Raw genomic sequence first — 22,952 nt, 5'->3', positions numbered from 1 at the left:
CGTTAAATCAGTTTATGTTTTTTAGCACAATAAAAAGCGGCTGTTTATTGCCCTTAACCGGATCAACAAAACCATTGCCCACCAACAGGTCTGTTTTGCCATCGCCGTCAATGTCACCGGCATCAATAGTCATAGCATTGGTTAGCGGCGTATTAGTCGGCAAAGTGAAAGCCTGAAAATCCAGGGCGCCTCTCCCTTTCAGATATATAAATGCTTCTTTACGATCCGTCCCTCCCGGGAATTGGCTGATGGCTGCAATATCCAGCTTTCCATCCTTATCAAAATCCCTTACAATAGCTTTGTAACAACCATCCATAGGATAAAAGTATTTGTTTACAAACTTTTCATCGCCCGTATTTAGGTAGATGTAAATGCCGTGGTATGGTTTTGGTATCTGGCTGTAATCGCCGTTATCGCCGCAGGTATAAATAATATCTTGTAGTCCGTCACCATTAAAATCAACCAAATCAAAATAAGTTGAACCGTACGATGGCGGGAAACTTATGACGCGCTTTTCGGTAAAATTACCTTTACCATCGTTGATATATTTAAAAAGACCCTCATCGCCCTGGGCAAACAATGCCCATATATTTGGCGCCCTGCTTGTATTTTTATTGTCGACGATTGCTTTAACACATCCCGGTTTATCGCGTAGAATATGCTCTTTAATGTTACTCCCCTGCTGCTCAAACCAGCTTAGGCGGCCTGTCATTTTACCAAATTGGCCCACCAGGTAATCGGGGATGTTATCTAAATTCAAATCAACTATGGTGGTAGATACCGGCCTGCCGAGTTTATCAATGATCAGTTTTTCCTGTATAGCAACTTTACCACTTTTGTCTATGCTGATCTCTTTGACCGATCCTTTTTTTGCATTATTTGCCCACAGATCATTGCCTAGGGTAGTTGCCGAAATATTATCTTTCTGAAATACCATATCCACTATCGCTCCACTCATGGTCGACGAATTGACGGTGGTTATCTTGTCATTTAATACAATCACCTTATTGGTCATTCCGTCGCATACAATGAGCCTGTGCGGATTGACGCTTTCGTCTATTTTTACATAGGACGTTAAAGCACGGGTAGACACCCATTCTGCCGGCGCGGGGATTATTTTGAAGAAAGGCAGTTCTTTTATGGGCGCGGGTCTTTTTGGTACAGGCAAATGTTCGGGTGCTTTGCTAACATAGTAATTAATGATATGCTGCCATGCTACCGAGTCAATTACCGACGCCTGGGGCAGGTAAGCCAGGTTATCAGACTGCAAATAAAGTATACTGTCTGGTACCTGGTATTTTATGCCCAGGTATAAACCCATTACCGGCAACACCTGTTTGCGCCACGTCACCTTGTCTAGCAAGGACGGATCAGGCAGCTGATGGCATGACCGGCAATACTGAGCGGCCAGCTGTTGCCCTTTTTTAACATCACCGGGACCTGAGGCAGCAGCCGTCGACTTATCGTTAACCTTATCATCTCCAACGCCGCCACAACGCACCATCGTTGCTACGGCTAACGCCAAACATGCAAAAACAAGCAGTTTATTTAATTTCATTATAGTTAGTTGGAGTCGTCCTGGTTTGTTACTGTATAAACATAAAAAAAGGCTGCCACTCAAACAAGAGCTGGCAACCTTTTATATCTTATTAGCTTAATACGGTGATTATGCCTGGGGAACTTTTTCGCTATAATGGCCGGCTTTTAGCTTCTCGCCCATTTCGCTGTAAGCGTCAAGCGTACGTTGAACGTCTTCCATGCTGTGTGTCGCGGTTGGGATTAAACGTAAAATGATCAATCCTTTAGGGATAACGGGGTAAACCACAATAGAGCAGAAAATGCTCCAACGCTCGCGTAAGTCGCGAGTTAACGCGGTGGCTTCATATAGGTCGCCTTTTAAAAATACCGGGGTTACCATAGTGTTGGTAACGCCAATATCAAAGCCACGCTCTACCAAACCAGTTTGCAGCGCTTTTGCTACTTGCCATAACTTTTCGCGCAGCTCCGGCATAGATTTTAACATTTCGAAACGCTTTTTAAGGCCGATTACCATAGGCATTGGCAAGGCCTTAGCAAATATTTGCGAGCGCATGTTGTAGCGCAAATAATCAACCACTAGCTTATCGGCAGCAACAAAACCACCTATGCCTGCCATTGATTTTGCGAAGGTACCAAAGTACACATCAACACCATCAATACAATCCTGCTCCTCGTGCGTACCGGCACCGGTTTTACCCATGGTACCAAAACCATGCGCATCGTCAACCAGTACCCTAAAGTTAAACTCAGATTTTAAATCGACAATCTCTTTCAGCTTACCCTGTGCGCCTGACATACCGAATACGCCCTCCGTGATCAGCAAAATGCCACCACCGCTAGCTTCGGTTAGTTTTGTAGCACGCTCCAGCTGCTTGCGGCAGCTTTCAATATCGTTATGCTGGTAAACAAAGCGTTTGCCCATGTGCATGCGCAAGCCGTCAATAATACAGGCGTGCGACTCGGCATCGTATACAATAACATCATTACGGCTTACCAAAGTGTCAATAATAGACACCATACCCTGATAGCCATAGTTCAATAAAAACGCGTCTTCTTTGCCTACAAATTGCGCCAGGCCTTGCTCCAACTCTTCGTGATGGATAGAGTTTCCAGACATCATACGCGCGCCCATTGGGTATGCCATGCCGTAATCAGCTGCTGCCTGCGCGTCGGCTTTCCTTACGTCGGGGTGATTAGCCAGGCCCAGGTAGTTATTTAAGCTCCAAACTAGGTGTTCTTTGCCGTTAAACTGCATGTGCGGGCCTATCTCTCCCTCAAGTTTCGGATATGAAAAATATCCGTGCGCCCATTGTTGGTGCTGCCCCAGCGGGCCGCCCATGCTACTTGTTATCTTTTCAAATAAATCCAACGCTATCTCTTTTAATCGTTATTAAGGTGCAAATATAAGGTTTTTAAGGCCGATGTTTAAATGACTGACGTCACACATCTATTACAAAAAAAAGGAGATGCCTTAAAAGGCACCTCCGATATTGTTGTGAATATGATCCATTATGATTAGCGGCTGCTCAATCTACATTATCATGCAAAAATGAGTTGCTGTCGCGGATCTCGATCTTGCCATCGCTATCAGGCAATAAAGAGAAGCGTGATACTTGGCTTTCGTGCGATGCCGGAGTTTCTTGCAATGCTACTTCTTTACGTTTGTAGGCAGGTACGTTTTCAAGTTCCTGGATGTTACCGCTGCGCAGTTTCATGCTCAAATCTTTAAGGCGCATAATACGCTCACGCGACTTACGCAATTGCTCTTCAATCGTTTCGTCGGTTTTATGCTCGTCGGCATTAACCGGCTCTGGTGCAGGCTCCTCAACTACTTCTTCTTCTACCTCAGCCTCGAACTTGATGATCGTTTCGGTTTCGGTATCAGCAAGTTTAAAGGTAAACTCAGGCAGCTCGGTCTCGTTTTCGGCCACGGGCTGCTCTTCAACTTCCTGGAAATTGTATCTAACAACCGCCGGTTCTGGTTCAGCTTTTGGCGCTGACGCGAAAAGATCAAACAGACCGGCTTGTACTTGTTCCTCTTTTTGGGGTTGTTGTGGTTGGCCCTTAATGTATGGCTCGGTAGGCGCACCTTCTGCTACCGGGTTAATAAATTCGTTTATTACAGGGCGTACTAAAGGCGCATCAGGAACAAGCATGTTTACAATTTTCTTGCTGCTAAATTCTTTCTCGCGCTCGTCTTTAGTTTGAAAGCCTGTGGCTATGATCGTAACCGATAGCTTGTCGCCCAAATTCTCATCGCGGCAGTTACCCCAAATAAGGTCTGCTGCAAGGCCGGCTTCTTCTTGTATATAATCTGTAATAATGCTTACTTCATCCATCGTCACCTCTTTTTCGCCAGAGCTGATGTTTAACAGGATGTAACGTGCACCTTCAATTTCGTTATCTTTTAATAATGGCGATGATAGAGCGCCTTCAACCGCACGCAGCGCACGATTTTCGCCTTCAGCAGATGAGCTACCCATGATAGATACGCCACTGTCTTTCATCACAGTGCGCACATCTTTAAAGTCGACGTTGATGTAACCCGGCAGGGTTATTATCTCTGCAATGCCTTTGGCCGCTGTGGTTAAAATATCATCTGCCTGTGCAAATGCTGACCCTAACGTCAAGTTACCAAAAATCTGGCGTAGCCTGTCGTTGGATATAACCAGGAAAGAATCGACATATTTTTTCAACTCTTCCATGCCGGCATCAGCCTGCATTTTACGGCGTTTACCTTCAAAAGAGAATGGGGTGGTTATAATACCTACGGTTAGTATATCTAACTCGCGAGCTGCTTTGGCAATGATAGGGCTTGCGCCTGTACCAGTACCACCACCCATACCTGCTGTTATAAACAACATTTTGGTATTAGTGCCCAGCATTTGTTTTATATCGTCAATGTTTTCAATAGCTGAGTTTGCGCCAACTTCGGGAATTGAGCCTGCGCCCATGCCTTCTGTTAAACTTGCACCCAATTGTACCTTGTTAGGTATAGGGCTAAGCTCTAACGCTTGCGCGTCAGTATTACAGATAATGAAGTCAACACCTGTTATACCTTGCTTGTACATGTGGTTAACCGCGTTGCCACCACCACCGCCAACACCAATTACCTTGATGATTGACGACTTTTCTTTTAACATCTCAAATTGCATAATCCTTTGTTTCAGCTATATGTAGATTTGACGAATTTTACATTTCACCATCGTAATATTAGCACTTTTTCCACAAGGTTTTTCCACAAATGTCAATAATGTGGAAAAGTCACCCGTTGTTGAAAAGTATAATAAACACCCCTATCAGCCCCTCTAAATCTCCCCCGGCAGGGGAGACTTTAATCGACTTTTAAAGCCCTCCCTTCCGGGGAGGTTTTGGGTGGGGCTTATTTCAAAAAGTCTTCGTCGGTGATATCGTCCTTAATAAACTTTTTACCGCTCTCTAAAATTTTACCGAAAAGGCCAAATTTTTTCTCTTCGGTATACTTGTCTTTTATTTCTTTAACCTCAACCGGGGCAGCCATTACACCATTGTATTCCATTTTCTGGATACCTTTTATCAACAGACCTATGCCGGTTGCAAAAGTTGGGCTTTGCAGCTCCTCGTAAATATTTTTAGGCAAATGCTCGTTCTTGGCCAAATGCTCGTTAGGGTAACCTATGCGGCAATCTAAACCGGTAACAAACTCTACCATTTGCGACAGGTGCTTTAACTGCGCACCACCACCGGTGATCACTATACCTGCAATTAGCTTTTTCTCGTAACCTGATGATTTTATCTCGTAGTAAACATGCTCTACAATCTCTTCCATACGTGCCTGGATAACAAAGGCAAGGTTTTTTATTGAGATCTCTTTCGGCTCGCGGCCACGTAAGCCCGGTACACAAACAATTTCATTTTCTTTATTCTCTTCAGCCAGGGCCGATCCGAACCTTATCTTCAATTGCTCGGCTATGTTACGCATCACAGAGCAACCCTCGCGGATATCTTCTGTCACGCTGTTACCTCCAAACGGGATAACGGCAGTGTGACGAATGATACCTTCGTGGAAGATAGCAACATCAGTAGTACCACCGCCAATATCAACTAAAACAACACCTGCCTCTTTCTCTTCGTCGCTCAACACAGACTCTGAAGATGCTAAAGGCTCCAGAATCAATTCCTGGCTCTCTAAATGCGCTTTATTAACACACTTAACAATATTTTTAATAGCCGTAACCTGGCCGGATATAATATGGAAATTAGCTTCAAGGCGCACACCCGCCATGCCTATTGGGTCTTTAACACCCGGCTCGCTGTCAACAGTAAACTCTTGTGGTAACACATGGATAATCTCTTCGCCCGGAGGCATAACAAGGTTGTACATATCCTCTATCAGCTTATCAATATCCTTACGGCCAATCTCCGTCTGCAAATCGCGACGGGTGATTAAGCCACGGTGCTGTAAGCTTTTAATATGCTGGCCGGCAATACCTACGTTTACCACGCGTATCTCTACATTTGACTGCGCACCCGCAATCTCTACCGCTGCAGTTATGCCCTGCACCGTTTTGTCAATGTTTGATACTACGCCACGGGTAACACCCGCAGACTCGGCTTTGCCAATACCCAGGACTTCGATTTTGCCGTTTTTACTACGACGGCCAACAATTGCGCAAATTTTGGTGGTACCAATATCCAATCCCACTACAATTGGCGAACTTTTTTCTTGTGTCGAACTCTTATCCATATTTACTGTTTTATTAGAGATGTGTCTTGTACTACTACTGTTTTTAATGAATCGGCAGTGATTTTTTGGGCTTTCATTTTTAACGAATCGGCCTTGGTAAATTTCACTCCAATTACCTGGTTGGCATATGTTATATTGATCTGCTTATAAGCATCCCACCCAACCTGTGGTAATGCCTGCTTATAAAATGCCAGCAGATTATGAAACTTTACGTCTATCGAGTCGGCAGTACCTAACAATATGCGTTGGTTACCTACCCTCGGTATCAGTTCTATTTCATGCTTCTGGTTTACATACACCTGCGAGATCTGCGCGTTCCACAAAGAATCTGCCGTGATGTATGACATCGTTTTAAAAAGATCCTTGGCCAATGCGGTGCGCAGGGTATCAACCTTGCCGCCAAAAGGCTCATCTATAAACCCGTTTGCCACCAATACCCTTGCGGTAAAATTGGGCGACAAAGGTAATTTTAATCCGTTCTTATCTATATAAAAATCTTTATCATATTGGCTCATTATACGCATTCTGGGCTGGCGCTGCTCAATCTCCATCATAATTATGCCATCCATATCCGCATAAACCTTTGCATACTCAATAAATGGGTTAGCGCGTAGGCGGGTCTCCAGGTCATGCAGGTTTATGTTGTTTAACTTGCGGCCTACCAGCGTAAAGCTATTTAGCTGCAAAATAAGCTCAACCTCTTTTTTATCAATAAAGAATTGGCTGCCAGGTATGTAGATCTTTACATCCTTGCATACCATACCTGATTTTTTTATCCCAATAAAACTCATTAATACTATCACCCCACCCAGGCTAATAAGCCAGGTGAAACTAATTAGTATGGTGCGCCATATTGGTTTTTTAAACATGCTCTAAAATTGCTTTAATTGGATGCACCAAATTATCAATATCGCCTGCGCCAACGGTTAACAATAGCTCAGGGCGGTCTGCCGCTATTTTATCAATTGCTTCTTGTTTACCTATTATCTGTTTGTTTTGCAAATGCATTCGATCCAATATCATGGCAGATGTTACACCCTCGATCGGTAATTCGCGGGCCGGGTAAATATCCAGCAGCAACAGCTCGTCGCTCATATCTAACACCTCTGCAAAGCCGTCAACAAAATCACGTGTACGGGTATATAGGTGGGGCTGAAAAATAACGGTAAGTTTTCTGTTTGGATACAATCTTTTTATGGATGATATGGCCGCACGCAACTCTTCGGGGTGATGCGCGTAATCATCAACATAAACATGCTCCGCTGTTTTTACAATATATTCAAACCTGCGCTTAACGCCACGGAAAGCTTCCAGTGCTGCTTTCACAGCATCAGGCGTTACGCCTACCAGCATTGCTGCTTTTATGGCTGCTACCGCGTTTTCAATATTATGCAAACCGGCAATGCCCATTTTAATGTTGCTGATGTTTACATCGCCGCTTATAAAGTCAAAATAAAAGTTACCATCGTCGACACGGATATTTTTGGCTACGGCGTCGGCATCATCAGTAATGCTATAAGTAAAGCCATTATCTAATGGCAAGCCCTTGCGGTGAATTAATTGCCCGCCCGGTTTTATTTGCGAAGCGTATAGCTTAAACGATTCTGTAAGACTTGAATGATCGCCGTAAATATCCAGGTGATCAGCATCCATAGATGTCACTATCGCGATATCGGGATGGAGGGTAAGGAACGAACGATCATACTCGTCAGCCTCTACAACTACAATATCATTATTGCCAAAAAGAACATTTTTTTGGTAGTTAGAAGCAATACCGCCTAAAAACGCCGAGCAGTCTGTACCCGAATGTTTAAGAATGTGCGCCACCATACATGACGTAGTGGTTTTGCCATGTGTGCCGGCAACCCCTATGGTGAACTTGCCCTGACTGATTAAACCTAATACCTGCGAGCGTTTCCACATTACAAAACCCTTGCGCTGAAAGAAATCCAGAATAAGCGAATCTTTAGGGATGGCAGGCGTGTATATCACCAGCGTGTTATCATCCAGATCGCGGAAACTTTTTGGCACCAGCTCGCAATTATCTTCAAATACTATCTGGATACCTTCGTGCCGTAACTCGTCTGTTAAGTCTGTCGGTGTTTTATCATAGCCGCAAACTATACAGCCTAAATGACAGAAATAGCGCGCAAGGCCGCTCATGCCAATGCCGCCAATGCCTATCAGGTAAACTCGTTGTATGTTGCGTAATTCCATTGTTTTTTAAAAAAGCACTACCCCGTGTTGTGTCGGGGTAGTGCTAAGATTTAATTGTTGTTAATTGTTATTATTTGTATAACCTCTTTTGCAATCACATCATCGGCATTTGGCAGGGCCATTTTACCAATGTTGTCGCTTAATTTCTTTTGTAACTCCTTATCATTTAAAAGCGCCAGCGCTTTATCAATCAATTTTTCTTCTGCATCGCGGTCGGCCACAAAAACTGCGGCCTGCTCGTTAACCAAAGCCAGCGCGTTTTTTGTTTGATGATCTTCGGCCACATTTGGCGAAGGCACCAGGATAACCGGCTTTTTAATCACACATAGCTCGGCAATGGTACCGGCACCCGCACGCGATATAATCACGTCGGCAGCGGCATAAGCCAGATCCATGCGGTTTACAAATTCCATTATTTTAATGTTAGGATGATAGTTTTCGCCCAGTTGCTCAATAATGCTTTTATAATAAAATTTACCGGTTTGCCATATCACCTGCACATCGGCAGCAATGATCTTATCAAGCGCGGCAAGCACTGCGGTATTTAACGTACGCGCGCCCAGGCTGCCACCGGTAACCATAATGGTTTTCTTATTAGCAAGGTTATAAAGCTCAAGCGCCTGCATCTTTTTGCCAACCACATCAACCGACTCTTTACGGATAGGGTTGCCGGTTTTAATGATCTTATCGGCAGGGAAAAACTGCTCCATGTTATCAAAGGCTACGCAGATCTTTTTGGCTTTTTTACCCAGCCATTTATTGGTTACCCCCGCGTACGAGTTTTGCTCTTGTATTAACGTCGGTATACCTTTTAATGATGCCGCATATAATAGCGGACCAGAGGCATAACCACCTACACCAACCGCGGCATCGGGCCTAAAGTCTTTAATTATCTGCAGCGCCTTGTTTACGCTATTAAACAATTTAACCGGGAACAACAGGTTTTTCCAGATAGATTTACGCTGGATACCCTGGATGTTTAACCCAATAATTTTATAACCCGCCGCCGGAACTTTTTCCATCTCCATGCGGCCAGTTGCGCCAACAAACAAAATCTCTGTAGCAGGGTCAAGCCGCTTTAAAGCGTTAGCGATAGCAATAGCCGGGAAGATATGCCCCCCTGTGCCGCCGCCGCTAATGATGATTCTTTTTGGTTTGCTTGATTTCACCGCTTTATTTGTTTGATTTCACTGATTATTTTAATCTCATTTATTTTATCTGCACATCTGCATATTCGCACATCTGCATATCAACTATACCGTTGCTAAGTTGCCTACTTCCTTTATTTCGCCAACCACTACCTTTTTCGGGTCTTCAATATCGCGGCTAACTGACAATATGATACCAAACGCTATACTGGTAAATAACATTGATGTACCACCCATACTTATAAATGGCAGCGGCACACCTGTTACCGGCCCCAGCCCTACTGCTACGGCCATATTAGCAAAAGCCTGTATGGTTAAGCTAAAGCTTAACCCGGCTGCCAGCAGTGCCCCAAAGGCTTTCGGGGCCTTCGTGACTATCTTGATACATCGATAAAGCAGGAACAGGTATATAGATACCAATACTACGCCGCCAACCAGCCCATACTCTTCTACTATAATAGCATAGATCTCATCCGAGTAAGCTTCCGGCAGATAATTAACCTCGCTGCTTTTGCCCGGGCCCTTACCAAATAAGCCACCGCTTGCTATAGCTATCTTAGCGTGATCTGACTGGAACGATTTGTCCGGGTTGGCTTTATCGGGATGCATAAAGGTTTCTATACGTGCACGGTATACGCCCTTACGCGGACCAAAGAAAACGATATATGTCAGCAGTATGGCGCCACCCATCATTACCACAGCTATCTGCTTAACGCTGATACGGCCCATGATTAACAGTAAAATACTAACCCCAAACAGCATAATAGCTGTGGACATGTTATGCCAGGCTATTAAAGCAAAAACCACACATACGGCGCCCATAATAGGGATGAAAGACTCTTTTACATTCTTTATATTCTCTTGCTTGCGCGATAGCGTACGTGCCAGGTAAGTGATGAGCGCCAGTTTGGCTAAATCGGATGTCTGGAAGCTTAAACCGGTACCCGGGATAGCAATCCATCTTTTAGCCTCGTTAATTGAAGCTCCAAAAATTGAGGTATATAACAACAAGGGTATGGTAATAAACATCAGCAACTTTGAGATACCGGAATAATAACGGTAGTCAATACGGTGCGAGATATACATGAGCCCGATACCGCCGACAATCATGGCAATGTGTTTCATCAAAATAGACTCTGCACCCACACCGCGCTTATAAGCCAAAGAGCCAATAGCGCTATAAACCGATAGCATAGATATTAGTGATAGTAGTATTACTATCAACCATATCCAACGGTCGCCTCTGATGTTTTGTAGTATCTGATTCATTTAGCCCCCTCTAAATCTCCCCCGGTAGGGGAGACTTTATTTTTTATTTATCTTTTTATTTATCTTTTTTACCGCTTTAAAGCCCTCCCTGCCGGGGAGGGTTGGGTGGGGCTTACAATTCCTTCACCGCCGCTTTAAACTGATCTCCCCTGTCTTCGTAATTTTTAAATAAGTCGAAACTTGCGCAGGCAGGCGACAGCAACACCGTATCGCCTTTGGTTGCCAGGTGATATGCCGTTTGCGCAGCTGTAGCCGCTGATGAGGTATTAACAATGATGTCAACGTCATCCTCAAATGCTTCATGTAAACGTTGATTGTCTTTGCCTAAACAAACTATGGCTTTTACCTTTTGTTTAATCAGATCTTTCAACATGTTGTAGTCATTTCCTTTGTCAACACCACCAAGTATCAGCACCACATCGCTGGTCATACTCTCCAGCGCATACCAGGTCGAATTAACGTTGGTCGCTTTAGAATCATTAATGAAACTGATGCCCGAAATTTTGCCCACAAACTCCAACCTGTGTTCAATATTCTTGAACGTTGCAAGACTGTCCCTTAGGGTATCACTACGTAATTCGAGCACTTTTGCTACTATGCCAGAGGCCATAGAGTTGTAGATGTTGTGCTTGCCTTGCAGTGCCAGGTCGTTAATTGACATTGTAAAATGTTCTTGTGTTGTGTTAATGACAATATTGTCGTTATCGAGATATGCTCCCGGTGTTATTTGTTTTTCAATAGAGAATGGCAATAGCTGCGCCTTGTAGGTATTGCCCTGCATTCCTTTTGTTGTTTCCGCATCATCAGCGCAATAGATGAAAACATCATCAGCTGTTTGATTTTGGGTGATCCTTAGTTTTGACGCCGTGTAGTTATCCATCTTATAATCATACCTGTCTAAATGATCAGGTGTGATGTTTAATAACACGCCTATGTCCGCCTTAAAACTGAACATATCGTCCAGCATGAAACTGCTTAGCTCCAATACATACCAGTCAAACTTCTCGGTAGCTACCTGGTAGGCAAAGCTTTTACCTATGTTACCCGCCAGGCCCACATTTAATCCCGCGTTTTTCAGGATAAAATAAGTCAGGCTGGTGGTAGTTGTTTTACCGTTTGATCCTGTAATACCGACGATCTTAGCATCTGTGTACCGGCCGGCAAATTCAATTTCAGATATCACCGGGATACCTGATTCTTTTATCTTTTTGATGACAGGCGCCGTATCCGGTATACCGGGGCTTTTAATCACCTCAACCGCTTTTAAAATCTCAGCTTCGGTATGTTGCTGTTCTTCAAAGCGGATCCCCCAGTCTTGCAGTTGTTTTTTATAATGACCGGCAATAGCGCCAAAGTCTGACACAAAAACATCATACCCCTGCTGTTGGGCAAGGTATGCCGCACCCACACCGCTTTCGCCGGCGCCAAGTATTGCTATGTGTTTGTTTGTGTTCATTCTTGTTTACCTAATCGCTATCTCAACTTCAATGTTACAATGGTTAATATGGCCAGCATAATGCCCAAAATCCAGAAACGGGTTACAATTTTGGCCTCATGGAAACCTTTCTTTTGATAATGATGATGTATAGGCGACATCAGGAAAATTCTGCGGCCTTCGCCATACTTGCGCTTTGTGATTTTAAACCAGCCCACCTGCATCATTACCGACACATTCTCAACCAGGAAAACCCCGCAAAGCAGCGGCAACATCAATTCTTTTCTTATCAGGATAGCAAATACGGCTATAATGCCGCCAATGGTCAAGCTACCGGTGTCACCCATAAATACCTGGGCCGGGTAGGCGTTATACCATAAAAACCCTACGCAGGCACCCACAAAAGCACCGGCGAAAATTACCAGCTCGCCCGTGTTGGGGATATACATAATGTTTAGGTAATCGGAGAAAATGTAGTTACCGGATACATACGCCAGTACGGCCAGCGTGATACCGATAATAGCCGATGTACCCGTCGCCAGGCCATCAATTCCGTCGGTTATGTTAGCGCCGTTAGATATGGCGGTGATAATAATGATCACAAAAACCATGAACACCATCAAGGTGTAATTTTCATAGCCCGGGCCTATAAACTTCAGCACTTTACCATAATCAAACTCATTGTCTTTGTAAAAAGGCAACGTGGTTTTGTGCGATGGAACATCCTGAAACAAAACAGGCTTACCGGCCTTAACACGGTAGTTAATTTTAGCGTCGTATTGTACGGGCAACTTTACTTCCTGCTGTATAGTAATATTTTTATTGCTATACATAATAATGCCGATTATGACAGCCAACCCTACCTGGCCGATAATTTTAAACCTGCCGGCCAACCCCTCTTTGTTCTTTCTAAATATTTTAATATAGTCATCTAAAAAGCCAATTGCACCCAGCCAAACGGTGGTAATCAGCATCATGATAATATAAATATTGTCTAGCTTGGCAAAAAGTAACGTTGGCACCAAAATGCCAAGGATAATAATTAAACCCCCCATGGTAGGTGTACCGGCCTTTTGCATCTGGCCCTCTAAACCCAGGTTGCGCACCGTTTCGCCAACTTGTTTAAAGCGCAAATAATCTATCAGGCGGCGGCCATAAACGGTTGTTACAATTAAAGATGTAATAACCGCCAAAGCCATGCGGAAAGAGATATATCTAAACACACCTGCACCAGGCAAACCGTAGTTGTCGTATAAATAGGTGAATAGATAGTATAACATTATGCCATCAATTTAAATTGGTTCAGCAACTCTTCCTTATCGTCAAAGTGGTTTTTCACTCCGTTTATATCCTGGTATTTTTCGTGTCCTTTACCTGCTAACACAATGATGTCTCCGGGCTGAGCCAGCATGCAGGCAGTTTTAATTGCCTCGCGCCTGTCAATAATGCTTACGGCGTTGCGTTGAGCGGCAACCGGGATACCTGCTTCCATATCTTTTATAATCTGGGCCGGGTCTTCGGTACGTGGGTTGTCTGATGTCAGGATTACCTTATCGCTCCAATCGCTGGCTACTTTAGCCATAATGGGGCGCTTGGTTTTGTCCCTGTCGCCACCGCAACCTATCACGGTTATCACTTTTTCATTCCCTTTGCGGATATCTTTAACCGTGCTCAACACATTTTGCACTGCATTGGGTGTATGCGCATAGTCAACAATGCCAATAATTTTATTGGGGCCGATCATATAATCAAACCTGCCTTCGGCGCCGGATAGCTTACTCAAACTGGTTAACACTTTAGCTCGGTCCTGTTCCAGCAACGTCGCGGCAGCAAACACCGCCATTAAGTTGTAAGCGTTAAACGAGCCCACCATTTTAAACCACACCTCATCGCTGTCAATAGCTAGCAGTAAGCCACCAAACTGGTTCTCTAACACCTTAGCCTTAAAGTCGGCCATGGTTTTTAAGGCGTAAGTTTTTTTGTGGGCCCTGGTATTTTGCAACATTACGCTGCCGTTGCGGTCATCGGCATTGGTTAAGGCGAAAGCGTTTTTAGGCAACGCGTCAAAAAATCCTTTTTTAGCTTTTAAGTAAGCGTCAAACGTTTTATGATAGTCCAGATGATCGTGGGTAAGGTTTGAGAATATACCACCGGCAAACATCAAACCCTCTATACGATGTTGCGCCACCGCGTGCGAGCTTACTTCCATGAAGCAGTAATCGCAGCCCTGGGCCACCATAGCGTCAAGCAGGCTATTCAGTTCCACCTGATCTGGCGTGGTGTGGGTTGATGGAATAATTTTACCGTTGATCTGATTTTCTACAGTCGACAGCAATCCGCATTTATAGCCCAGGTCGCGAAACAACTGGTACAATAAGGTAGCTATAGTAGTTTTACCATTGGTACCTGTTACGCCAACCAGCTTTAGTTTTTGCGATGGATTATCATAAAAATTGGCAGCCACAATACCTAATGCCACTGCCGAGTCGGCAACCATTAAAAAGCTGGCCTCAACAGCGGTATGGCCCGGCAGGTCCTCGCATATAATTGCCACAGCCCCGTCGGTTATCGCTTTAGCAATATAATTGTGGCCATCAACCTGCGTGCCTTTTACGGCTACAAACAAGCAACCCGGCACCACCTTGCGCGAATCAAACACTACCGCGCTGATCTCTACATCCGCCGCGCCTTGCAGCTCGGTAAATGGCAATCCGGTTAATATGTCGCTCAGGTTTCTCATTGCAGCTCCAGGGTAATTTTTGTTCCTTTTGGTGTAAACGCGCCTGCAGTTACAGACTGTGCCGTTACCACACCCGCACCCTTAACACCCACTCTGTATCCGGCGTTACCTAATACGTACAAGGCATCGCTTAAACCCATACCTTTTACACTTGGTACGGTACCGGCTTTGTATTGATTTTCTTCGTAAGGCAAGCCGGCGCTGGTATCAACACCCGCGTTAGCACTTGCGTATAATGGCTTTACGCCTAAATGGCTATATACTTTTTTAATCGCCGCCAAATTGCCCTGCTTAACTTTAGGCATAGTGGTGTTACCCACAAAATGCGCAGGTGCTTTATGTTTAATTTCGATATCGCTGGCGTAAACCCTATCAGCTATTTTACGGAAAACCGGACCGGCAACCCAAGCTGCCAGGTGCAAGCCCACACGCGGATTACTGATTACCACGATCATTGAATATTTAGGATTATCAGCCGGGAAATACCCGCAGAACGATGCCTGGTGCGAATTTTTAGCGCCGTATCCCCTATTGCCATCGGCTATTTGGGCCGTACCTGTTTTGCCGGCCACGGTGTATAGCTTATTTTTAATATGCGTTTTGCCGGTACCCTCTAAAACAACGCCCTCTAACAAGCCTTTTACTTTTGCCAAGGCTTCCGGCGAACATACTTGCGGGTTGATAACTTTTGCATGAAAGCGCTCTATGGTGTTACCCATACTGCGGATCTCGCGAACAAAAAGTGGCGCTATCATTTTACCATTGTTAGCTACCGAGTTATAAAAGGTCAGCATTTGTAACGGCGATAACTTCGACTCGTAACCATACGCCATTTGCGATAGGCTTTGCAAATTATTCCAATGCTTGGACCCTGCTGCTTTAACAAAAGGGTGGCCCTCGCCTGCAATCTGCAATCCGTTACGCTCGTTTAAGTGCCAGCTACGTAATTTATCAGTGAACGCCGAAGGGTTACTGCCGTATGCTTTGTTAATCAATTTAACGGCCCCAATATTCGACGATTTTTCAAAAGCACGACGCGCGCTTATCACACCACCTTCGTCATCAGCATCTTTAACTTTTAAAGCCACACGACCGTTACGCGGGTTAATTATCTGGTACGGGCCACCATGCATCACATCAACCAGGGTGCCGGTGTCAATCTTTTTGTCATCTAACAAAGCCATGTATGATGCCAGCTTAAATGTCGATCCCGGCTCGGCCTCATAGCCTATGGCGTAGTTAAATTTCTCTTTGTATTCACCCTCTGGTGTGCGGGTAAAGTTGGCTATGGCACGCACCTCGCCGGTGGCAACTTCCATCAGCACAACCGTACCAAAATCAGCCTGGATACTGTCCAGGTGTTTCTTTAATGTTTTTTGCGCCAGGTCCTGAAAGTTTACGTTGATGGTCGAAATAATATCCGCACCATCCTTTGCTATCGCCTCTTCATCGTCGTTATTAACAGGGATGTAAACACCACCCGCTATACGCTGCATTAAGCGGCGGCCGTTTTCGCCATTAATATATTCAGCATACGCGCCCTCTAAACCTACCGCGTTGTTTACGTTCTCGTTTTTGTAACCAATGGTACGGGCAGCTAACGACTGGAACGGCAGCATGCGCTTATTTTTTTGCTCGATAATTAAGCCGCCCTTGTACTTACCTAACTTAAATATGGGGAACTGTTTAATTTGCTTTAACTCCTGAAAAGTAACCCTGCGGTGTATTAACTGGTAACGCGCGCTGTCTTTACGGGCATTGCGCAGCATGCGCGAGTATTGCGTTGATGATTTATCAGGATACAGTTGCGCCAATTTGTCGGCTAACGAATCTACCTTACCATAAAAGTGTTTATCCTCATAAATACCGCCGGCAAACATATCCATGTGCAGCTCATACTCGGGCACAGATGTAGCCAGCAAGGCGCCATCAACAGACAGAATGTTACCACGTGTAGCTTCAACTATCTCGTACTTAGTCGACATTTTTGAAGCCATCGCCTTCCATTTTTCACCCTGGATAAATTGCAGCCTGCCCATTTGCACAACCACGGCCAAAGCAAAAAGCAATATCAGGCCAAAGGCCAGATACACCCGTAATAATATGTTGGTCCTGATACTCATTGTATAGCATCCTCCTTTACCGTTATTTTTTGCGCCGGTTGTATAGATTCTTTTACGCCAAGCGTGTCAGCCCTTTTTGCCACTTCAGACTGTGTGCTTTTAAAAGCCAGGTCTGCTTTGGTAACTTTATACTCCCAGGTTAGTTCGTGCACTTCTTTAGTTAGTTTAGCTATGTCACGAATGTTCTTTTCGGCCAGGTGACGGTTAGCAATGTATATCATGCCTAAAAAGGCTAAAAACAGTATAAATGGTAAGGCACGTGTAGCATCTTCGGCGGCTATAAAGCCGTTAGCCATAAATTTAGTGAACAGGTTTTCCGGAACTTCCTTTACAGGTTTTTCCTCAACGATCAACTCGCTTTCCTTCTCTTCTTCCAGAATTTCGCTGCGTAAACGATTGGTCATATACCTTAGTTAAACTACTTTCTTTACTGCTACCCTTAACTTTGCACTACGTGCGCGGTTGTTATTTTGTATCTCTTCGTCCGGCGCTATTATTGCGCCGCGGCTAATGGCCTCAAAGGGTTTTTGATCATTACCAAAAAAGTCCTTCTCTACCTCGCCGCTAAACTTGCCTTTGGCAATGAAGTTTTTTACCAGCCTGTCTTCTAACGAGTGGTAAGACATTACCACCAGCCTGCCATTCTCGCCTAATACTTCGGCGGTTTGGTTCAAAAAATCTTTCAGTGCTTCAAGTTCCTGGTTAACTTCTATGCGGAGCGCCTGGAAAACCTGCGCCAGGTATTTATTCTCTTTCCCTTTGGGGATGCGTGCCGCGATGACATTTTTTAGGTCGGCAACCGTTGCTACCGGCTTATTTAGTCTTGCTGTCGCGATAGTGTTGGCCAGCGATTTTGCATTCTGGATCTCGCCATAGATGCCGAAAATGCGGTGCAGCTCGGCTTCTGTATAATTATTAACTACATCTTTCGCCGTCAATTCTGCCGACTGGTTCATGCGCATATCCAGCTCCGCATCAAAGCGGATAGAAAAACCACGATCGGGCTGATCAAACTGGTATGACGACACACCCAGATCTGCCAGTATCCCATCAACCGGGATAGCGCCATGCAGGCGGCTAAAGTTTTTCAGGTATCTAAAATTTTGATCGATAAACTCAAAACGCTCATCGTCAATCATATTTTGCTGTGCGTCAGCATCCTGATCAAAAGCCAGCAAGCGGCCGTTTTTACCCAGATGTTTTAAAATCTCGCGCGAGTGCCCGCCGCCGCCAAAGGTTACGTCTATATAAGTACCATCCTTTTTGATGTTTAGCGCTTCAATGCACTGCTGCAGCATTACCGGGGTATGATAATTACTCATTATTCCCCCTTCCTGCATTACCCATTACCTCTTCGGCAAGGTTTGCAAAATTTTCAGGCTCATCATCCAACTGCGTATCGTACGCCTCTTTGGCCCAAACCTCTATTTTGTTAAACTGGCACGATAAAACCACATCAGCACCAATGCCTGCATAATCCAATAACGATTTTGGTAAAAGCACCCTGCCTGCGGCATCCAAAAGCAATTCTGAAGCGCCACGGGTGAAATAGCGAATAAATTCGCGGGTCTTTTTTTCGTACTGGTTAAGCTTACTCAAGTCGTCAACAATTTTGTCCCATTCTTTGCGGGTGTAAACAACCAGGTGCTTCTCAAAGCCACGATTGATGACAAGCCCCTCACTTACAGCTTCGGGAAGCTGTTTTTTGAGGCCAACGGGTATCATCATACGCCCTTTAGCATCCAGTTTACAATCAAACTCTCCTAAGAAATTCGACATTTTACACTTTTAGAATTTTGGTAGAGTAAAAGTAAAGTAGTTTTACCACTTTATTACACTTTCTACCACCAAAAAGTTTTCAACATCCCGAAGAAATGTTTTTTCTCCCACCGATAATTTAAAACTACTATGCCCTTTATAGCCAATTTTAGCTATTTAGTTAGCTTACAGCATGTTAATGATGATGTTAACACGATGTAGAAAAGTGGGAGAAAAAATTTGGAATAGAGGGGCGGAATAGGGATTTGTCTATCTTAGTATGCTTATAACCTGCTCCCGCTCATTTGCAACGAGTGCTTAAATTAGTTTGGAGATTGCATCGTCCGCTGAGCAAACGCGTAACATAATAAGTACTTGTTGCAAACGAGCGCAAGCTGACAATCGCTTTTAAACTAAATGGTTATAAGGTGGCACCTACGGAGCCATTTTTGATGTTTATTTTATGCTATAAACAGTAGACTCCGATGGATCGTTAGTTGAAACGCGCGATAGTTCCAGCGGAACTACCTGTTTATAGCATATAAAGGAATATTTTAACGGCTCCGGCGGAGCCTCCTGCTCTAAAAGCGATTTCCCTGTTTGTTTCAACCTGTTTCGCCACCCTTGCGAAGAATTTATCTATCTTGGTGTACTTATAACCTGAACTTTATATGAAAAGTATAATGCTTACCCTTACTTTAATATTAATCTTGCAAGCCGTAGTTGCACAGAATAAATCTCCAAACGGCGATATCAAAGTTCGTGTAACATACAGTGATGCGGATGACCATAGTTTTATGATAGATGTTGACATAAAAGATGATTTGGCAAACATTACTTACCTATCTTATGACAGTATCCGTTTTGAAAAAGTAAGGAAGGATCCGCAATACCAAGACATCAATAAAAGGATATATACTTACAAAAATGATAACCCAAAATATAATCTTGCCCGGGATACTTTAGGGAAAATTTTTGAAAGACATAGAATTTATACCCGCGACACCAAAAAAGTCAACTTAAAAAACGATACTACCTTCAGAAATTTATTAAACCGAATATTAACAGCCAGTAAGGATGAACTATCGCCAGATATAAATGCCAATAATAAAACTCCCGGGGTCTATATTATAACAACAAGGGAAGCTACCAACTTTAATTTAGTGATTGTTAGCCCAACCGGTAAAAGAAGTATACCAGTAGATATACCTATGGCAAATACAAACCCGATATTGTTCAGTTTTATAAAGAGTTCACTTAGTAAGAAACCAAATAGTTCAGCAGTTAAAAACATCCTGAAATTCTACTCTTGGTATAAATAATAAACAAGTGCCATTACGTTAGCCTTATACAAAACCTCAAACCTGACATGAAAAACCTGCAGTTAATATTTATTTTCCTGGTATATGCAGTACCAACCTTTAGCCAGGGTACTCTTAAAAAAGGCGTTATCGCTGTAAACATCACCGTTAAACCGCCATCCGGCGAGAAAAAGCTGATCATCGTTATTTATAAAGACGCTGATTGGATCAAACTTACATTTTCGTTTTTAGACAGTATCAAAACCACAGCGCTTGAATTAAACACTGCATTTACCACCAACAGGAATACCCTTTACAGTTATCTTGATTCTTCTGGAAAAATGTCGGAAAAGACACAGAAAAACATTCAAAAAGTGATAGAAAGGCACGAAGATTATATTAAAAAATATTCAGTTTATCACGCAAAATCTATTGTATTACCTGCTAAAAAATACCCGGCGTATAATAGTTTACTGGCCGCTATTGCAAACGCAAGTAAGGAAGCGTTAGAGCTAAAGGAAAAGAACGAGAAATTTGTTAAGATAGATGGCGTTAATATAGATTTTGAGATAAGCACCGCCTCAGAGATCAAAATAGCCCAAGCACATAGCCCTAATGCGCAATCAAATCCATTACTTTATGAGTTATTATCCAGGTCCCTCAAAATTGGGGACGAACATAACGTCCAAACGTTTTTAGGTAAATACTAGCAAAATGATGTTTTTTATTATTGTTGATTACTTGGCTTGCGCTCGTTTGCAACGAGTGCTTTAATTGGTACGGCGATTGTACCGCCATACAGCAATCGCGTCACAGACGCTTAATTCTATTAAGTACTCGTTGCAAACGACGCAAGCGGAGAAATCGCTTTGAAACTAAATGGCGATCAGGTGGCACCTACGGAGCCATTTTTATTTTTATTTTACGCTATAAACAGGAGACTACAATGGAGTCGTTAGTTGAAACGCCCAATAGTTCCAGCGGAACTACCTGTTTATAGCATATAAAGGAGTGTTTTAACGGCTCCAGCGGAGCCTCTTGTTCTAAAGCGATTTCCCTGTCTGTTTCATCCTGTTCTTGTCACCCTTGAGAAGAATTTGCCTATCTTAGTATCCTTTACAACCTGAAACCTGACATGAAAAATTTATTGCTTACCCTCCTGTTAGTATTACCGCTAACTAATGTTTATGCCCAAAATGATGCCAATGAAGATAAAGACATTTCGATAGAACTTATGGGCGGTAGAGCTTGGGGGGAAACTGATTTTAATATAAATATCCAACAAAAAGGAAATGCAATAGCTGTAAAATATAGGCTAAGGGAAGAATTTGACTGGCAAACAATTAAGACCGACACGACTTATCAGACGCTCAAGGCCGTGTATGCAGCTACAACAGATAAAGGCCAAAAAAAGTCACTTAGCGACAAATTACTGATTATAATGCATCAACACCGCCCTACTTACCAAGATTCAATAATGGTAAAATCCGAGCCTTTTGAAAAATATTCTTCGCTGCTAAATTACGTGGCCAACGCAAAAGGAAAATCATTTGATGGAGGGCCGAACTATGTGATGGATGGTGACTTTATACTTTGCAAAATTACTTACCAGGGTAAAACCAGACAAATTTCAAAAAGCAGCCCGCTATCATTAGATAGCCCTTTGCTGTACAGTCTCTTTAATGAAACACTTCAAATTGGCGCAGAAACGGGAAGTAAATCCGCTTTGAAAATAGCGGAAGTGTTTAAGTATTTGTTTTAATTGATATTACTTGATTGAAGATGAAAAACCTGCTGCTAACAGCTTTATTAATTGCGGCCTCCCTAGCCTCATCAGCGCAAAACACTGTTATGAATGGCGATGTAGTTATTCACATCGTTGGCAAAGCGCAAAATGATGATAAAAAATTGCTGATTGATATTTATAAAAGATCAGGGTCTATCAAAATTGTTTATGCCGTTTTAGATAGCATAAAAATTACTCAAATGGAATTAGATACGGCATTCACCGGCAATAAGTCAAGCTTTATGAAGTACGTTGACTCATTAGGCAAAATGAGTCAACAAAGCCAGGAAGGGCTGCAAAAAAAATTAGATAAACATGAGGCGTTTATAAAAAAATACTCAGTTTATAATCGCGACTCGATCTTACTATCGTCAAACAACGATCGGGCTTACGATACGTTGTTAATTAAAATAGCGAATGCAAGTCAGGAAGATTTAGAACAAAATGTATGGAACAAAAAGTGGATAAAACTACATCCTGTTCATATTGACTTCGACATAGTTAACCAATCCGGCACCAAGACAGCGCGAACCTTGAGTCCAACCGCAGCATCAAATCCATTGCTGTACGATTTATTAACCCGCTCCCTCGCCATTGGGAGACAACGTAATATCAGTATTTTGTCGCCTGTGCTTTTACGGAATTATTAGGCGCTCTAAAAAAGAGGTAAGTAGCTACACAAACTTCACTCCCTTTTCACCCCTATTATCAATCAATTTACCGCCAACAAACCACGACTTTCACCGTAATAAGACCATCAAATACTGCCTGTTTCAGGGAAAAATCAATTCATTAATATCACAATTTTGTTTCAATGACCCGTCCTGAAAAAGGTTGACAGTTATTTTTATAAAGTTATTAATTATTGTTTGTTTGTCGTGTCAGGATGTTGGGAACGCGTAGCGTTGTC

Annotated in this window: 19 protein-coding genes; 4 read left to right on the top strand and 15 right to left on the bottom strand. The window is 43.4% G+C overall.

Features of this window, described 5'->3' with window-relative positions:
* Nucleotides 1-7: 7 nt before the first annotated feature.
* The 15 genes from ACFSYC_RS15815 to mraZ form a co-directional block, all read right to left on the bottom strand.
* On the bottom strand, nt 8-1,558 hold the full coding sequence (locus ACFSYC_RS15815) for an FG-GAP repeat domain-containing protein (RefSeq protein WP_377129562.1): 1,551 nt from the start codon (nt 1,556-1,558) through the stop codon (nt 8-10).
* Between the two features lie 108 nt (nt 1,559-1,666).
* On the bottom strand, nt 1,667-2,908 hold the full coding sequence (locus tag ACFSYC_RS15810) for an aminotransferase class I/II-fold pyridoxal phosphate-dependent enzyme (RefSeq protein ID WP_377129560.1): 1,242 nt from the start codon (nt 2,906-2,908) through the stop codon (nt 1,667-1,669).
* Nucleotides 2,909-3,065: 157 nt separating this feature from the next.
* The gene (ftsZ, locus tag ACFSYC_RS15805) at nt 3,066-4,694 is read right to left on the bottom strand and encodes a cell division protein FtsZ (RefSeq protein WP_377129558.1); all 1,629 of its coding nucleotides are present in this window, start codon (nt 4,692-4,694) and stop codon (nt 3,066-3,068) included.
* A 227-nt stretch (nt 4,695-4,921) separates the two neighbouring features.
* The gene (gene ftsA / locus ACFSYC_RS15800) at nt 4,922-6,265 is read right to left on the bottom strand and encodes a cell division protein FtsA (protein WP_377129556.1); all 1,344 of its coding nucleotides are present in this window, start codon (nt 6,263-6,265) and stop codon (nt 4,922-4,924) included.
* Nucleotides 6,266-6,267: 2 nt separating this feature from the next.
* A complete protein-coding gene (locus tag ACFSYC_RS15795; protein ID WP_377129554.1) occupies nt 6,268-7,134 on the bottom strand; it encodes a cell division protein FtsQ/DivIB in 867 nt (288 codons plus the stop codon).
* The gene (gene murC / locus ACFSYC_RS15790; protein WP_377129552.1) at nt 7,127-8,482 is read right to left on the bottom strand and encodes a UDP-N-acetylmuramate--L-alanine ligase; all 1,356 of its coding nucleotides are present in this window, start codon (nt 8,480-8,482) and stop codon (nt 7,127-7,129) included. The genes ACFSYC_RS15795 and murC overlap by 8 nt, the downstream gene beginning before the upstream one ends.
* A 50-nt stretch (nt 8,483-8,532) precedes the next feature.
* Nucleotides 8,533-9,651 carry an undecaprenyldiphospho-muramoylpentapeptide beta-N-acetylglucosaminyltransferase gene (gene murG, locus ACFSYC_RS15785; protein ID WP_377129550.1) on the bottom strand — a complete coding sequence of 373 codons (1,119 nt, stop codon included), beginning with the start codon at nt 9,649-9,651 and terminating at the stop codon, nt 8,533-8,535.
* Between the two features lie 84 nt (nt 9,652-9,735).
* Nucleotides 9,736-10,899, bottom strand: a complete 1,164-nt coding sequence (locus ACFSYC_RS15780) for an FtsW/RodA/SpoVE family cell cycle protein (RefSeq protein WP_377129548.1) — start codon at nt 10,897-10,899, stop codon at nt 9,736-9,738.
* A gap of 112 nt (nt 10,900-11,011) precedes the next feature.
* The gene (gene murD, locus ACFSYC_RS15775) at nt 11,012-12,355 is read right to left on the bottom strand and encodes a UDP-N-acetylmuramoyl-L-alanine--D-glutamate ligase (RefSeq protein ID WP_377129546.1); all 1,344 of its coding nucleotides are present in this window, start codon (nt 12,353-12,355) and stop codon (nt 11,012-11,014) included.
* Between the two features lie 17 nt (nt 12,356-12,372).
* Nucleotides 12,373-13,614 carry a phospho-N-acetylmuramoyl-pentapeptide-transferase gene (gene mraY, locus ACFSYC_RS15770; RefSeq protein ID WP_377129544.1) on the bottom strand — a complete coding sequence of 414 codons (1,242 nt, stop codon included), beginning with the start codon at nt 13,612-13,614 and terminating at the stop codon, nt 12,373-12,375.
* Nucleotides 13,614-15,074 (bottom strand): UDP-N-acetylmuramoyl-L-alanyl-D-glutamate--2,6-diaminopimelate ligase, encoded by a 1,461-nt coding sequence (locus ACFSYC_RS15765; RefSeq protein ID WP_377129543.1) that lies wholly within the window; start codon nt 15,072-15,074, stop codon nt 13,614-13,616. Before ACFSYC_RS15765 ends, mraY begins: the two co-directional genes overlap by 1 nt.
* Nucleotides 15,071-17,197, bottom strand: coding sequence for a penicillin-binding protein (locus ACFSYC_RS15760; RefSeq protein WP_377129541.1), 2,127 nt, complete (start codon nt 17,195-17,197; stop codon nt 15,071-15,073). Before ACFSYC_RS15760 ends, ACFSYC_RS15765 begins: the two co-directional genes overlap by 4 nt.
* Nucleotides 17,194-17,601: an FtsL-like putative cell division protein gene (locus ACFSYC_RS15755; RefSeq protein WP_377129539.1), complete on the bottom strand. Its 408-nt coding sequence runs from the start codon at nt 17,599-17,601 to the stop codon at nt 17,194-17,196. The genes ACFSYC_RS15760 and ACFSYC_RS15755 overlap by 4 nt, the downstream gene beginning before the upstream one ends.
* A gap of 9 nt (nt 17,602-17,610) precedes the next feature.
* Entirely contained in the window at nt 17,611-18,519 is a 909-nt protein-coding gene (gene rsmH, locus ACFSYC_RS15750) for a 16S rRNA (cytosine(1402)-N(4))-methyltransferase RsmH (protein ID WP_377129537.1), read from the bottom strand.
* Complete coding sequence (gene mraZ / locus ACFSYC_RS15745; protein WP_377129536.1) at nt 18,512-18,976, bottom strand: division/cell wall cluster transcriptional repressor MraZ; 465 nt, start codon at nt 18,974-18,976, stop codon at nt 18,512-18,514. Before mraZ ends, rsmH begins: the two co-directional genes overlap by 8 nt.
* Nucleotides 18,977-19,626: 650 nt before the next feature.
* Here mraZ and ACFSYC_RS15740 point away from each other — a divergent pair.
* The 4 genes from ACFSYC_RS15740 (at nt 19,627) to ACFSYC_RS15725 (ending at nt 22,692) form a co-directional block, all read left to right on the top strand.
* Nucleotides 19,627-20,277: a hypothetical protein gene (locus ACFSYC_RS15740; protein ID WP_377129534.1), complete on the top strand. Its 651-nt coding sequence runs from the start codon at nt 19,627-19,629 to the stop codon at nt 20,275-20,277.
* A gap of 47 nt (nt 20,278-20,324) precedes the next feature.
* The gene (locus tag ACFSYC_RS15735) at nt 20,325-20,966 is read left to right on the top strand and encodes a hypothetical protein (RefSeq protein ID WP_377129533.1); all 642 of its coding nucleotides are present in this window, start codon (nt 20,325-20,327) and stop codon (nt 20,964-20,966) included.
* Nucleotides 20,967-21,391: 425 nt separating this feature from the next.
* On the top strand, nt 21,392-22,018 hold the full coding sequence (locus ACFSYC_RS15730) for a hypothetical protein (protein ID WP_377129531.1): 627 nt from the start codon (nt 21,392-21,394) through the stop codon (nt 22,016-22,018).
* A gap of 20 nt (nt 22,019-22,038) precedes the next feature.
* Nucleotides 22,039-22,692: a hypothetical protein gene (locus ACFSYC_RS15725; RefSeq protein WP_377129529.1), complete on the top strand. Its 654-nt coding sequence runs from the start codon at nt 22,039-22,041 to the stop codon at nt 22,690-22,692.
* Nucleotides 22,693-22,952 lie beyond the last annotated feature (260 nt).

The sequence above is a fragment of the Mucilaginibacter antarcticus genome (assembly GCF_042686155.1).
Classification (GTDB): Bacteria; Bacteroidota; Bacteroidia; order Sphingobacteriales; family Sphingobacteriaceae; genus Mucilaginibacter; species Mucilaginibacter antarcticus.
Note: the sequence above shows the minus strand (reverse complement) of the source record. Positions and strands in the feature narration are given on the sequence as shown.

Excerpts from the sequence above, each read along its gene's own strand:
- ACFSYC_RS15815 (WP_377129562.1), bottom strand. The coding sequence starts at position 1,558 with ATGAAATTAAATAAACTGCTTGTTTTTGCATGTTTGGCGTTAGCCGTA.
- ftsZ (WP_377129558.1), bottom strand. The coding sequence starts at position 4,694 with ATGCAATTTGAGATGTTAAAAGAAAAGTCGTCAATCATCAAGGTAATT.
- ftsA (WP_377129556.1), bottom strand. The coding sequence starts at position 6,265 with ATGGATAAGAGTTCGACACAAGAAAAAAGTTCGCCAATTGTAGTGGGA.
- ACFSYC_RS15795 (WP_377129554.1), bottom strand. The coding sequence starts at position 7,134 with ATGTTTAAAAAACCAATATGGCGCACCATACTAATTAGTTTCACCTGG.
- murC (WP_377129552.1), bottom strand. The coding sequence starts at position 8,482 with ATGGAATTACGCAACATACAACGAGTTTACCTGATAGGCATTGGCGGC.
- ACFSYC_RS15780 (WP_377129548.1), bottom strand. The coding sequence starts at position 10,899 with ATGAATCAGATACTACAAAACATCAGAGGCGACCGTTGGATATGGTTG.
- murD (WP_377129546.1), bottom strand. The coding sequence starts at position 12,355 with ATGAACACAAACAAACACATAGCAATACTTGGCGCCGGCGAAAGCGGT.
- mraY (WP_377129544.1), bottom strand. The coding sequence starts at position 13,614 with ATGTTATACTATCTATTCACCTATTTATACGACAACTACGGTTTGCCT.
- ACFSYC_RS15765 (WP_377129543.1), bottom strand. The coding sequence starts at position 15,074 with ATGAGAAACCTGAGCGACATATTAACCGGATTGCCATTTACCGAGCTG.
- ACFSYC_RS15760 (WP_377129541.1), bottom strand. The coding sequence starts at position 17,197 with ATGAGTATCAGGACCAACATATTATTACGGGTGTATCTGGCCTTTGGC.
- ACFSYC_RS15755 (WP_377129539.1), bottom strand. The coding sequence starts at position 17,601 with ATGACCAATCGTTTACGCAGCGAAATTCTGGAAGAAGAGAAGGAAAGC.
- rsmH (WP_377129537.1), bottom strand. The coding sequence starts at position 18,519 with ATGAGTAATTATCATACCCCGGTAATGCTGCAGCAGTGCATTGAAGCG.
- mraZ (WP_377129536.1), bottom strand. The coding sequence starts at position 18,976 with ATGTCGAATTTCTTAGGAGAGTTTGATTGTAAACTGGATGCTAAAGGG.
- ACFSYC_RS15740 (WP_377129534.1), top strand. The coding sequence starts at position 19,627 with ATGAAAAGTATAATGCTTACCCTTACTTTAATATTAATCTTGCAAGCC.
- ACFSYC_RS15735 (WP_377129533.1), top strand. The coding sequence starts at position 20,325 with ATGAAAAACCTGCAGTTAATATTTATTTTCCTGGTATATGCAGTACCA.
- ACFSYC_RS15730 (WP_377129531.1), top strand. The coding sequence starts at position 21,392 with ATGAAAAATTTATTGCTTACCCTCCTGTTAGTATTACCGCTAACTAAT.
- ACFSYC_RS15725 (WP_377129529.1), top strand. The coding sequence starts at position 22,039 with ATGAAAAACCTGCTGCTAACAGCTTTATTAATTGCGGCCTCCCTAGCC.